The sequence below is a fragment of the Micromonospora sp. NPDC020750 genome (assembly GCF_044334565.1).
Taxonomy (GTDB): Bacteria; Actinomycetota; Actinomycetes; order Mycobacteriales; family Micromonosporaceae; genus Micromonospora.
Genome location: NZ_JBIRTH010000002.1, coordinates 221,619 through 234,154, shown reverse-complemented (window position 1 = coordinate 234,154; position 12,536 = coordinate 221,619). Strand labels below are relative to the sequence as shown.

General features: G+C 73.7%; 11 protein-coding genes. 5 read left to right on the top strand and 6 right to left on the bottom strand.

The window, feature by feature from the left end:
- Window positions 1-122: 122 nt before the first annotated feature.
- The gene (locus tag ACH4T9_RS06215) at window positions 123-1,346 is read right to left on the bottom strand and encodes a DUF4032 domain-containing protein (RefSeq protein ID WP_396670527.1); all 1,224 of its coding nucleotides are present in this window, start codon (window positions 1,344-1,346) and stop codon (window positions 123-125) included.
- 77 nt (window positions 1,347-1,423) lie between these two features.
- Between ACH4T9_RS06215 and ACH4T9_RS06210 the strand changes: the two genes are divergently transcribed.
- Complete coding sequence (locus ACH4T9_RS06210) at window positions 1,424-2,215, top strand: phosphatase PAP2 family protein (RefSeq protein WP_396670528.1); 792 nt, start codon at window positions 1,424-1,426, stop codon at window positions 2,213-2,215.
- Here ACH4T9_RS06210 and ACH4T9_RS06205 read toward each other — a convergent pair whose 3' ends face one another.
- The 3 genes from ACH4T9_RS06205 to ACH4T9_RS06195 are packed head-to-tail and all read right to left on the bottom strand — an operon-like array spanning window position 2,216 to window position 4,897.
- Window positions 2,216-2,569 (bottom strand): hypothetical protein, encoded by a 354-nt coding sequence (locus ACH4T9_RS06205; protein ID WP_396670529.1) that lies wholly within the window; start codon window positions 2,567-2,569, stop codon window positions 2,216-2,218. It abuts the gene before it with no gap.
- Entirely contained in the window at window positions 2,566-3,039 is a 474-nt protein-coding gene (locus ACH4T9_RS06200; protein ID WP_396670530.1) for a hypothetical protein, read from the bottom strand. The genes ACH4T9_RS06205 and ACH4T9_RS06200 overlap by 4 nt, the downstream gene beginning before the upstream one ends.
- A gap of 52 nt (window positions 3,040-3,091) precedes the next feature.
- Entirely contained in the window at window positions 3,092-4,897 is a 1,806-nt protein-coding gene (locus tag ACH4T9_RS06195) for an NAD-binding protein (protein WP_396670764.1), read from the bottom strand.
- Window positions 4,898-4,977: 80 nt separating this feature from the next.
- Here ACH4T9_RS06195 and ACH4T9_RS06190 point away from each other — a divergent pair, with 80 nt between their 5' ends.
- From ACH4T9_RS06190 to ACH4T9_RS06175, 4 genes are all read left to right on the top strand, one after another.
- Window positions 4,978-5,460, top strand: a complete 483-nt coding sequence (locus tag ACH4T9_RS06190) for an MSMEG_6728 family protein (RefSeq protein WP_396670531.1) — start codon at window positions 4,978-4,980, stop codon at window positions 5,458-5,460.
- A 70-nt stretch (window positions 5,461-5,530) separates the two neighbouring features.
- The gene (locus ACH4T9_RS06185; protein ID WP_396670532.1) at window positions 5,531-7,072 is read left to right on the top strand and encodes an FAD-dependent oxidoreductase; all 1,542 of its coding nucleotides are present in this window, start codon (window positions 5,531-5,533) and stop codon (window positions 7,070-7,072) included.
- A gap of 77 nt (window positions 7,073-7,149) precedes the next feature.
- Window positions 7,150-8,361 carry a hypothetical protein gene (locus tag ACH4T9_RS06180; protein WP_396670533.1) on the top strand — a complete coding sequence of 404 codons (1,212 nt, stop codon included), beginning with the start codon at window positions 7,150-7,152 and terminating at the stop codon, window positions 8,359-8,361.
- Window positions 8,362-8,583: 222 nt separating this feature from the next.
- On the top strand, window positions 8,584-9,027 hold the full coding sequence (locus tag ACH4T9_RS06175) for an HNH endonuclease (protein WP_396670534.1): 444 nt from the start codon (window positions 8,584-8,586) through the stop codon (window positions 9,025-9,027).
- A 132-nt stretch (window positions 9,028-9,159) separates the two neighbouring features.
- On the opposite strand, the gene ACH4T9_RS06170 is transcribed toward ACH4T9_RS06175, so the two are convergent.
- Both ACH4T9_RS06170 and ACH4T9_RS06165 read right to left on the bottom strand, forming a co-directional pair.
- A complete protein-coding gene (locus ACH4T9_RS06170) occupies window positions 9,160-9,933 on the bottom strand; it encodes an enoyl-CoA hydratase/isomerase family protein (RefSeq protein ID WP_396670765.1) in 774 nt (257 codons plus the stop codon).
- A gap of 128 nt (window positions 9,934-10,061) precedes the next feature.
- On the bottom strand, window positions 10,062-12,440 hold the full coding sequence (locus tag ACH4T9_RS06165; protein ID WP_396670535.1) for a M4 family metallopeptidase: 2,379 nt from the start codon (window positions 12,438-12,440) through the stop codon (window positions 10,062-10,064).
- Window positions 12,441-12,536 lie beyond the last annotated feature (96 nt).

Below are 12,536 nucleotides of genomic sequence, written 5' to 3'. Positions count from 1 at the left end.
CCGTTTATGCGGGCAGCTCCAAAGGGGCCGACCTGGCAGACCCGCTGGACGTGATGGCACACCCCCGCGACACCTGCCCTGGGCGTTTCCGCGCCGGGCACGTGTCGCGGCCCGACGGCCGCTCAGCCGAGGGCGTCGACCTCGACCCCGAGGACGGCCTGCTCGTCGGGGCGGTGCACCAGCACGTCGGACAGGAACGACTGCACCGCCGGGCCCATGCCGACGTCCCGGCCGGCCCGCTCGGACAACAGCCACTTGTGCTCGATGATCTGCGCGAACAGCTCCTGCGGCTCCAGCTTGCGCCGCAGGTTCGCCGGCACCGCCCGGACCACCGGCTCGAACACCTCGGTCAGCCAGCGGTGGGCTGCCTGCTGCTCGTCGGACAGGTCGCTCTCCGCCCGGTACGCGTCCAGGTCGTTGAGGAGCCTGCGGGCCTGGTTCTCCTCGGCGTCCAGGCCGGTAAGACGGAGCAACCGGCGGTGGTGGTGGCCCGCGTCGACCACCTTCGGCCGAATCAGGTACCGCCCGTCGGCGATGGTGGACAGGGCCACCTCGGCCACGTCGAAGCCCAACTCGTTGAGGCGCCGGATCCGGCCCTCGATGTCGTGCCGGGCCTCCCGCTCGATCTGCTGCTCGTAGGTGATCTCGTGCCAGAGCCGCTCGTAGCGCTGCACGACCTCCTCGCAGACCACCTCGGGGTCGATGGACTCGTGCAGCAGCCCGGCGGCCTGGAGGTCGAGCGCCTCGCCGAAGATGTTCACCTGGGCGATCTCCAGGTCCTCGCCCCGCTGGCCGTTGGACAGGGCGTTGTGCAGCGCCCCGGTCTCGGCGTCGACGAGGTAGGCGGCGAACGCGCCGGCATCCCGGCGGAACAGGGTGTTGGACAGCGAGCAGTCGCCCCAGAAGAAGCCGGTCAGGTGCATCCGGACGATCAGGGCGGCCAGCGCGTCGAGCAGCCGGCCCATCGTCTCCGGGCGCAGGGTGTGCGAGAAGAGCGCCCGGTAGGGCAGCGAGAACTGTAGGTGCCGGGTGATCAGCACCGATTCGAGGGTTTCCCCGTCCTCGGTCTGCCGGTCGGCGACGACCGCCACCGCCTCGACCGACGGGAAGTCGATCCGTTCCAGGGCCCGCAGCAGGTCGTACTCCCGCTCGGCGATCCGCTCGCGGGTCTCCTTGAACGCATACACGTACTCACCGAACCGGACGAACCGGACGATGTGCCGAGAGATGCCCTGCGGCAGCGCCACCAGGTGCTCGGCAGGCCACTTCTCCAGCGGGGTCGACCAGGGGAGGTCGAGCAACGCCGGGTCCACAAGGGCAGAGGTGATCCGCACGCCGACAAGCATGCCGGGTAACCCGGCCGAGCGCCTCTCTTCGTGGCTCGCCCCACAGCCTGCGGGCGGCGGGCCGGTAGCGTGGTCGCGTGCGGGAAACCCAAGCGGTACGGCGGAAAGTCCAGCTCCGGCCCGTACGGCCGGCGGGCTGGTGGTGGGACGCGTTGCTGGTCGCCGCCCTGGTCGGTCTGACGGCGGCGCTCGCCGCCGACCGGCTGTTCGGCGTCGACCGGGCGGTGGCCGACTGGGCCGAGGCGCACCGGCCCACGGCGGCGTACTGGGTCGCGGTCGTGTTCAACTACCTGGGCCAGGGCAGCCCGCTGACCCTGATCGCGCTGGGCATGGGGGTGCTGCTGGCGGTCCGGGCGCGGTCGGTGCGGCCGGTGCTGCCGCCGGTGCTCGCCTTCGTGCTCACGTCCTTCACCATCGGCCCCCTGAAGGTGTGGACCGCGCGGCCCGCGCCGAGCGCCAGCGTCAAGGAGCCGTTCCTGCCCGCCGAGGCGACCCTGCCACTGTTCCAGCACGACCTGCCGGTGCGGTTCGCCCAGTCCTACCCGTCGGGGCACGTCGCCAACGCGATCGTCTGGTACGGCGTCATCGCGCTGCTGCTGGCGCCGCTGCTGGCCACCTTCAACCGGACCGTCCCGCCGTCGCTGGTCACCGTGGTCCGGGCGGTGCCGCCGGTGGTCGTGCTCTGCACCACCACCTACCTGGGCTGGCACTGGCTGACCGACTCGATCGCCGGGCTCCTGCTCGGGCTGTTCCTCGACCGGCTGCTGCGCCGGGTGCCGTGGGACGACGTTCCGCTGCCCGGACGGCTGGGCGCCTGGAGCCGGCCCGCGCTGTTCACCGGGTACGGCGTCCACCGCCGAGGGCGCTGATCAGGCAGTCTCGCGCGGGTGGCCGACGCCGGCGTAGGTCAGCCAGACCGTACGACGCTCGTCGTCGATCAGGTACCAGATTCGCCCGCCGCCGGTCACCTCGTACTGCCAGCGCTCGAACTCCTGGCCCTTCCAGACGGCCGACGCGAGTGAGCCCTTGAGGCGGTGCTGTCGCTCCGGCGTGTTCCTCGCCCGGGGAGCTGCCCGCAGAGCCTCGTAGGCACGCCTCAGATTCGCCGGCACCTGACGGGCAAGGTGCTCCCAGCCGTCTGCGGCGGCGGAGTCGGCGAAGCGGAGCTCGAACTCGACGCCGACGGCTGGCGGTGCCGCCCGGTCTCCGCGCTTCGGGCTCACTCCCGCCCTTCGGGCATGGGCACCGGGCCGAGATCTCCCGTCGGCTCGCGGGTCAGCATCTCCAGAAGCGCCGGGTCGGCGTGGATCTCGGCGGTGTGCCGCCACTGGGCCAGCAGCACCGCCACCGGTGACAGGTTCTCCAGCGACGCGGCGCCTTGGGCCACCTCGATCAACTCGGTGAGCAACTGGTCGACGTCGGACTCGGGCAGGAAGGAGACCCACGGCAGCGCCTCGCCGAGCACCCGGCGCACGGCGTCCGACGGCTGGGTGCGGACCAGCCCGGCCAGCAGCCGGGCCGTTAAATCGATGACGACGGCGTCCCGCTCCAACTGGTCAGCACGCGTCAACGCGAGATCGCCGGCCCCCCGTCGGCGCAGCCGCAGCGCGCGTACCGACTCCAGCCGGTCTGCCCCAGCCGCAGGTTTGTGCAGGAAATCGCTGAATGGAAGTTCCTCGTACGCGGCGGCCATGACTTCCACACTACCTTGGAGGCCGCCGGAAGGCACGAATTCGGGAATCCCCTCATTCCCCGCTCGCCCGGGGCGGGGGCGGGCCGGCGGGAGCGTCGGGCGGGTGGTCCGGCGGGGGCGGGGTGGTCTCGCGCAGCAGGGCGGTCAGCCCGGCCCGGCGGGCCACCACGGTCAACCGGTCACCGGCGCTGATCACCAGGCGGGAATCGGCCGACCAGTCCGCCTTCAGCCCGGCGCGGGCGTGCGCGAGCAGGCGTACCTCGCCGGGGTGGGCCACGGCGGAGAGCGGGCGGCCGTCCAGCGGCGACCCGGCGGCCACCGGCACCTCGGTGACCAGCAGCGCGTGCCGGCCCACCGGGATGGTGGCGATCACCGCCCGGTCCAGCAGGGCGGCGGCGAACGAGGGCGCGGCCAGGTACGACACGCTGCGCGAGATGCCGATCCCGAACGCCTTCTGGATGCGCTCGGCGAAATCGCCGTCGAACAGCCGCAGCACCACCCGCAGGTCCGGGTTGAGCCCCCGACCGTTCAGCGCGGCCCGCAGGTTGACCCCGTCGTCGGTGGAGGCCACGACGAGCGCCTGGCAGGTCTCCACGGAGGCGGATCGCAGCGTCTCCTCCAGCGCCGCGTCGCCGACCAGCACGGGCACCCCGAGCCGGTGGGCCAGCGAGGCGCCCCGCGCGTCCGGGGTCCGGTCGATGGCCACCACCTCGACGCCGAAGTCGTGCAGCTGGGCCATCACCCGGGTGCCGATGTTGCCCAGCCCGACGACCACCACGTGCCCGGACCGGTCGGGCTGGATCCGCCCGGCGTGCAGGGCCAGCCGGGCGTTGACGATCCCGTCGACCACCACGGCGGTGATCAGCGGGATCAGCGCCAGCCCGGCCAGGTTGAGCACCACCTGCATGACCTGCGCGGCGACGGGCTTGGTGACGTCCGGATCCTCGCCGGTGAGCGTGGTGACCAGGGTGAGGTAGAGAGCGTCGGCCCAGTTGACCCCGGCCGCACGGGAGTTGAGCCAGCCCAGCGCGGCGATGACCGCGAGCAGCACCAGCACGGCGATGCCGATCTTGCGGGTGGCGAAGCTGCGGACCGCGCGGAGCAGCACCGCGACCGGCTGGCGACGGCGCCGGGCGCGGACCAGTCTGCGGGCGGCCAACTCGGTGCCGGGCGGCTGGCCGGTCGCCTCGGCGAGCACCACGTCGGCGGTCGCCTCGTCGGCGGGCAGCACCCGGGGCCGGGACGGGTCGCCGGTGTCGGCCACCCCGCACACCACGTCCTGCGGGCGGACGTCGGTGCGGCGGGCCACGTAGAGGGTGCGTCCGCCGTGTCGGAAGTGTGTCGGGGCGACCTCGCCGAGCGCGGCGGCCACGAACGCGGGGGCGGCCATCGACGCGTCGGAGAGCACCGCCGAGTCGGGGAAGAGTTGCCGCACCCCGTTGGCCAGGCTGGTGTTGAACATGCGCACCACCAGCCGCAGCCGGGGCTCCACCTCCTGGGCGCAGAGCGCGGCGTGCATGTTGCCGACGTCGTCCTGGTGCAGCAGGGCCAGCCCGTCCGCGCCGGCCAGCCCGGCCCGGCGGAACGTCGCCTCGTCGAGCCGGTCCGCCCGGACGACCTGGATGCCGTCGACGTCCCGGCCGTCCGGGCCCTCGGAGCGGCGCCGCTCGGGCACCACGAGGGTGATCCGGATCCGGCCGGTGTCCAGCTCGGTGGCGAGCAGCGCCCGCACCACCCAGTACGCCAGCGGGTCCGACCCGCAGACGACGTAGTGCGGGCGGTTCTCCCCGTTCATCCGCAGCCGCCACCCGGTGGCGCGACGCGCGCGGTCACGCAGGGGCTCCGCCATGCGCCGAATCGTAGTCAGCCGACGGGCGACCGCGCAGCCCCACACGATCATGAACGAATGTCGCGGCCCGGTACGGGTAGAGCAGCGGCATGCAGACGTTCCTGCCGTACCCGGACTTCCTGGCCAGCGCCCGGACGCTGGACCAGAGGCGGCTGGGCAAGCAGCGGGTGGAGGCCATCCAGGTGCTGCGCGGGTTGACCTGGCCGGGGTACGGCTGGCGCAACCACCCGGCGGTCAAGATGTGGGCCGGGTACGAGGAGGCGCTGGTCCGCTACGGCCTGGACGTCTGCGCGGTGTGGTGCGAGCCGGGCCGGGCCGACACCTGCGCGGCGACGCTGGCCACCGACCTCGCCGCCGCCTGCGGCGTCGTCACCGTGCGCACCCAGGAGGTGCTGGCGCAGGCCGGCGAGCTGCCGCCCTGGCTGGGCCGCGACGACCTGCACCGCAGCCACCGCTCCTCGCTGCTGCGCAAGGATCCGGAGCACTACCGTCCGTTCTTCGACGACGTCGGGCCCGGCCTGGAGTACGTCTGGCCCGCCTCCGACCGCGAGCCGCACTGCCGCCCGTCGTGACCGGAAGCCCTCGCCGGCCGCCCCGCGTCGGAAGCGGCCCCTCCCCCGCCCCTCGGGCAGACTGAGTCGCATGGCGCTGTCGCGGCTGGTGGGCCGGTTCATCGGCGTACGGGAACACGTGGTGGACCCGGGCGGCGGTGCCGCCCCGCGCGTGTCGCTCCCGGTCGAGGCCGTGGTGGTCGGCGGCGGGATCGCCGGCATGTCGGCGGCGGTGGTGCTCGCCGAGCGCGGGGTGCGGGTGACCGTGCTGGAGGCCGCGTCGACCCTCGGCGGCCGGTTGGGCGCGTGGCCGGAGCCGCTGGCCGACGGCACCCAGGTGAACGAGCACGGCTTCCACGCGTTCTTCCGGCAGTACTACAACTGGCGGTCGATCCTGCGCCGGATCGACCCGGGGCTGGCGTTCCTCAGGCCGGTTCCCGGGTACCCGGTCCTGAGCGCCGAGTGGCCGACGGAGGAGTTCGGCAAGCTGCCGCCGGCCCCGCCGGCGAACCTGCTCGCCCTGCTGCTGCGCAGCCCGAGCCTGCGCCTGGCCGACCTGCGCGGGATGGACCGGGACGCCGCGCTGCCGCTGCTCACCTACGACCCGGTGCGCACGTACGCCGAGTTCGATGGCGCCACCGCCGACGAACTGCTCACCTCGCTGCGGCTGCCGGACCGGGCCCGGGCGATGCTGTTCGAGGTCTTCTCCCACTCGTTCTTCAACCACGAGGCGGAGATGTCGGCCGCCGAGATGATCGCCCAGTTCCACTTCTACCTGCTCGGCAACCCTGAGGGATTGACCTTCGACTGCCCGGACGCGGACTACGCCACCGCGATCTGGCAGCCGCTGACCCGGCACGTGGATAAGCACGGCGGACGGGTGGTCACCGGGGCCGCCGCGACCCGGCTGGACCGGGGCCCGGACGGCTGGCGGGTGACCACCGCCGACGGCGCGGCGTACCCGGCCGGGCACGTGGTGCTGGCCGTCGACCCACCGGCGCTGGCCCTGCTGGTGGGCGCCTCGCCGGTGCTCGCCGGTGCCGCCCCGGAGCTGGTGGCGGCCATGCCCGCGTTCGGCGCCCCCGGCCCGCCGTACGCGGTGGCGCGGTACTGGTGCGACGGGGACGTCGACGGGGGGCGGGCGGTGTTCAGCGGGGTGTCCCGGCAGCCCACGCTGGACTCGGTGACCCTGTACCACCGGCTGGAGGACGAGTCGCGCCGCTGGGCGGAGCGCACCGGCGGCTCGGTGGTGGAGCTGCACGCGTACGCCTGCGACGAGGGGGTGCCGGCCGAGGAGCTGGCCGAGCGGATGCGGGTCGAGCTGGTCGCGCTCTGGCCGGAGGCGGCCCGGCTGCGGGTGCGCGAGCTGCGGGCCCGGGTGGAGGCGCGGGCCCCGGCGTTCGCCCCGGGCGGTCACGCGTGGCGGCCGGGGGTGCGCACCGGCGCCGACGGGCTCTACCTGGCCGGCGACGGCGTCCGGACCGACTTCCCGAGCGCGCTGATGGAGCGGGCGGCGGCGACCGGGATCATCGCGGCGAACCACATCCTGCGGGCCGAGGGGGCCGCGGCCGAGCCCGTCCGCTCGGTCCGCCCGCGCGGCCTGCTCGCGCGGCGAGGGCCGCAAAAGCCCTGATTCACCACAAACTGCCGCAAATCTGATCTATCCTCGGCTGACATCCACCGGCGTCGCCGGCACGGGAGGTCGAGAGGGTGTCCACGGTGCACCGGCGCGACGCGGCCGGCGGGCCGCCCGGCGACGAGGCGGGCGGCGGCCGGTACGACGACGCGTACGGGCTGCTGCGCGACGAGCGGGCCTGCATCGTGACGGCGCTGCGGCTGGGCTGGTGGTTGGCGGACGCGTACCACCACGCGCGGACGGCCGACCTGTCGACGGACGGGCGGCCGGCGCAGCCGCCGGCGAAACTGACCAACTTCACCGAGATGTCCGGCCGGCGGCGGCTGGGGATGTACCTGGACGGGATCGACGTGGCGCTCGCCCAGATCGCCGGGCTGACCCGCGGCGGCACCGCCGCGCCGCCCACGGTCGCCCCGGGCGGCGGCGTCCCGTCCACCGGGGACACCCGGGCCGCCCTGCCGGCCGGGGCCGGGACGCTGCTGCTGGCCCTCGACGACCTCAACGTGGACGTGCTGCGCTGGGCGATGGCGACCAACCACCGGGTCGGGCTTGCCTACCGGCTCGGCAGGTCGCTGGCCGACACCGTCCGGCGCGGCGACGCCGACCAGGTGCCGTGGCGCTTCGCCGGCCGGCAGATCGAGATCAGCCGCTGGCTCGACGAGCTGGCCAGCGTGCTGCCGCCGTACTCGGCCGCGGTGGTGCGCCGGTCGCTGCGGGCATGGGCCGACGCGGTCACCCGGGCCGGGGTCGGCGACCCGGCCGAGGCCGGCCTCGGCGAGCTGGCCCGCGAGCTGCGCAACCAGGGCGACCTGTGGCGCAGCGTGCTGACCGGCGGGCTGCACCCCCGGGACCTCCTCGACGAGGAGGACTACGCGGTCGTCGCGCGAAACGTGATCATCCGGGACCGGAAGCTGGTGGCGCGGGCGGCCCGGGGCATCTTCTGGCCGGTACTGGCCCCGCTGCTGGTGGTGCTCCTCGCCGTGGTCGGGGTGAGCGCCGCCGCCGCGGCCGGCTCCCCCGCCACCCGGGCCGCCGTCGCCCTGGTCGGCCTGGGCGCCGGGCTGACCGCGGTCTGGCGGACGGTGTCCGGGCCGGCCCTCGCGGTGGCCGGGGAGGTGAACCGGCCGCTGCTGGAGGGCGAGCTGACCGTCCGGATGGCCGACCGGGTGACCCGGCCGCTGGCCACCGCCCGCGCCACCGCCCGGTCCCGCCGCCAGCGCGGGCCCGGCGAGGTCGCGGGCGGATCGAAATACGTTGCCGGCCTCACCCCCGCCGACCTACCGTGATCGCGCAAGGTCAACCAGCCCGGCGGGAGCAAGTCATGCCGTTGTCGCACTTCAGCACGGTGTCGACAATGCTGCCCGTCGATGGCTGTCGCAGTGAGGCCCCCCGGGACGGGTGGCCCGGCTGACGCGTGCCCGCACGCGTCGAGCCGCCCCGTCCCCAGCTGGACCGGACGGCTCCCCGCCGGCCGGCCCACCCACCGTCGATCCTGGAGGGAGTGCCCGGTGGACGCCGTTCTCGTCATCAACGCCGACCTCGGCCCGCTGCACCGGGTCACCGTGCAACACGCGATCCGGATGCTCTGCCGGCGGGTCGCCGAGATCCACGAGGCCGAGCCGGACCGCGTGATCGGGGTCTTCCCGGTCCCCCGGGTGGTCCGCCTCGTCCGGTACGTGGTGACCCGCTGGCGGTTCAGCGCCGGCCCGGCCTGGTCCCGGGCGGGCGTGCTGCGCCGCGACGGCCACTGCTGCGCCTACTGCGGCGGGCCGGCCGGCACCGTCGACCACGTGCTGCCCCGCTCGCGCGGCGGTCGGAACACCTGGCGGAACACCACCGCCGCCTGCTACGGCTGCAACCAACGCAAGGGCGACCGGACGCCGGCCGAGGCGGGCATGCCGCTGCGGCACGAGCCGGTCGTGCCGAGCTGGGCGGCGCTCGCCGGGCGGTGACGGACCGGCCGGCGGGAACGGGGGGCCGCGTCAGGGGTACGCCCCGGCGCGGCACCCGCCGGCCCCCGCGTCGACGGACGGTCGTGGAGAGCCGGCGTCGCGCCGGCCGTCCCCTGGCGGTCGCGCCCGGGGTCAGCCAGCGGCGGGCGGGGTCCAGCGAAACCGGGCCGGCCGGCGCTCGTTGGCCGCCGCAACGCCCTCGCGGGCCTCCCCGCTGGCCCGGACCTGCCCGTGCCACCAGGCGATCCGGTCCTCGTCGGCCCGTTCGTCGACGATCTCCTTGGCGGCGGCGACGGTGAGCCGCGAGCGTTCGGCGATCGCGGCGGTGACCGTGCCCACCCGGGCGGCGAGCCCGTCGGGCGGCAGCACCTCGTCGACCAGCCCGATCCGCAGGGCCCGCTCGGCGTCGATCAGCTCGGCGGTGAAGAGCAGGTGCTTCGCGGCGGACGGGCCGACCAGCCGGACCAGCCGCCGGGTGGTGGGCACGGGGTAGACCAGGCCCAGCCGGGCCGGCGGCACGCCGAACCGGGCGTCGGCGGCGGCGAGGCGCAGGTCGCAGGCGACCGCGAGCTGGCAGCCGCCCCCGACGCAGGCGCCCTCGATCGCGGCCACGGTCGGCCGGGCGAAGGCGGCGAGCCGTTCCTCGGCGGCCACAGCGATGCTGGCGTCCCCGGCGTCCAGCAGCTCGTCGAGGTCACCCAGGTCGGCCCCGGCGCAGAAGGTCCCGGCCGCGCCGGTGAGCACCAGCGCGCGGATCCGTTCGTCCGCCTCCAGCCGGTCCAGCAGCACCGGCAGTTGCCGCCACATCGCGGCGGTCATCGCGTTGCGCCGCCCCGGATTGGAGATCACGATCGTGGCCACCGGCCCGGCCGTCCCGACGGTCAGCTCCGCGTCCGACACCCCCACCAACTCCCTCGCCTCGCCTGCCCCGGTCCGCGGCGCGGGAGCGTCGGGCCGGTACGGCGACCATAACGAGGCGGGCCCGACGACCACCCGTGTGGGGTGGCCGCCGGGCCCGCCGGGGTACGGCTACGTCAGGCGACGTTGACCGCGGTGTCGTCGACGACGAAGGAGGTCTGGAGCGAGAAGTCCTCCGTGCCGGTGAACTTCAGGGTGACGGTCTGGCCGGCGTACGAGGCCAGCGAGAAGGACTTCTGGCTGTACCCGGCGGCCTTGTTCAGGTTCGAGTAGGTGGCCAGGGTCGCCAGCACCGTCCCGGACGAGTTGAGCACCTGCACCGAGAGCTTGTCGTACTGGGTGCTGGTGGTGGTCTCGGCCGAGTCGATGTGCAGCCAGAAGCTGTAGTTGTACGAGCTGCAACCCGCCGGCAGGCTCACCGACTGGGAGAGCGTCTCGGTGTTGGTGGTGCCGCGCCCGTTCAGCCAGGCGCTGTAGGTGCCGGTGCGGGCGGGCTGGCTGGTGCCGTGCTGGGCGATGACGCCGGAGCTGGCCGTCCACACCGTGTTGCCGGACTCGAAGCCGGGGTTGCCGAGCTTCTGGCCCGCGCCGGTGCAGCCGCCGGTGCCGGTGACGGTCAGCGTGTAGGTGGCGCTGTGGGGCACCGTGCCGGTGCCGGTGACCGTGACGTTGTACGTGCCGGCCGGGGTGCCGGACGTGGTGGCGATGGTGAGGGTGGACGAGGCGCCCGAGGTCACCGAGGTCGGGTTGAACGACGCGGTCGCGCCGGTCGGCAGGCCGGACGCGGAGAACGTCACGGTCTGGGCGGTGCCGCTGGTGGTGGCGGTGGCCACGGTGGTGGCGACGGAGCCGCCCGGGGCGACCGAGCCGGAGGTCGGCGACAGCGTGACGGAGAAGTCGTTACCGGTCGACGAGCAGGGCGCGTCGTTGCCGGCCACGTTCACCGCGGTCCACGCCGCCTGGACGGCCTTGTACTCCGTGGAGCAGTTGCCGTACAGGTCAGTCGCTGCCTTGAGGGTGTACGCGCGGGAGGTGTTCGCCGGGGTGGTGGTGTTGACGTACGACGTGTTGGAGGTGAAGTACACGTCGAGCGCCCGGAACCAGATCTTCTCGGCCTTGGCCCGGCCGATGCCGGTCACCGCCGGGGCGGAGCCACAGACCGGCGAGGTGCCGTACGCGGTGGCGCCGGTGCCCTCGGCGAGGTTGAAGTAGAAGTGGTTGCCCACGCCGGAGGAGTAGTGCACGTCCTTGTTCTTCGTGCTGGTCGACCAGCACGAGTCGGAGGAGCCGTCCAGCGTCGGGTTGTACATGTACCGCAGCGGGGTGTTGTTCCCGTTGATGTTGATCTTCTCGCCGACCTGGTAGTCGCCCGGGTCGCTCGGCGCGTTGGCGTAGAACTCCACCATGTTGCCGAAGATGTCGCTGGTGGACTCGTTGAGGCCACCGGACTCGCCGGAGTACACCAGGCCCGCGACCGCCTCGGTCACGCCGTGGCTCATCTCGTGGCCGGCCACGTCGAGGGAGACCAGCGGGCGGGAGTTGCCGGAGCCGTCGCCGTACGTCATCTGCGCGCCGTCCCAGAACGCGTTGACGTAGGCGTTGCCGTAGTGCACCCGGCTCGGCACGCCGGCGCCGTTGCCGAAGATGCCGTTGCGGCCGTGCGTGTTCTTGAAGTAGTCGAACGTCATCGCGGCGCCGAAGTGGGCGTCCACGCCGGCGGACTGCCGGTTCGTGTTGGCGCCGTTGCCCCAGACGTTGTCGGCGTCGGTGAACGTGGTGCAGGTCGACGTGCCGTTGTTCATGTCACAGGTACGGCCGTTGCCGCGCACCGGGTCGATCATCTGGTACGTGCTGCCGGAGAGCGTGGTGTCGACGCTGACCGTGCCGGTGTAGATGCCCGTGCCGCTGCCGGTGACCGTCTCGATCTCGTCGTACGAGCCGATCACCTTGCCGGTGACCGCGTCGGTGATGACGTGCAGCTTCGAGGGGGTCTGCTTGTCGGCCTTCCAGCCGGAGGCGACGGTCTCCCAGGCCAGCCGGCCCTTGCCGGAGCTGGCGTCGACGAACAACTCCGGGGCGCCCACGGCGGTGAGCGAGCCCGAGAACTCCTTGCGCGCGGCCTCCTTGGCTTTGGCCGAGGTGACCTTCGGGCTGGCGGCGAGGGTCAGCGGGGCCGCGAGGCCCACCGAGGCCCCGGCGTACTCGCCGTTCGCCTTGGCGTGGATGACGAAGTCACCGCCGTAGACCCGCAGGCCCTGGTAGGTCCGGGAGTAGCGGGTGTGCGAAGCGCCGTCGGCGTCCACCTTGGTCCGAACTGCCTGGTACGCCTCTCCGCTGGCGCCCTGGACGGCGCCGGGGTTGCTGCGGAGGACCGAGTCGGCACGGGCTGCCGACGAATCCGGGGTGGGGGCTGCCGCTTGCGCCGTGGTGGCGACGCAGGTGAGCAGGCCGCCGGTAAGCAACGCTGCGCTAGCGGCGGCGAGGGTTTTCTTCACGTGCCCTCCTGGCAAGGAATGTGTGACGGGGGTAGTCACGCATGTAGATATAGTGATCTCTCGACGAAAGGGGAAGGGGGCAACCACTTCCGGACT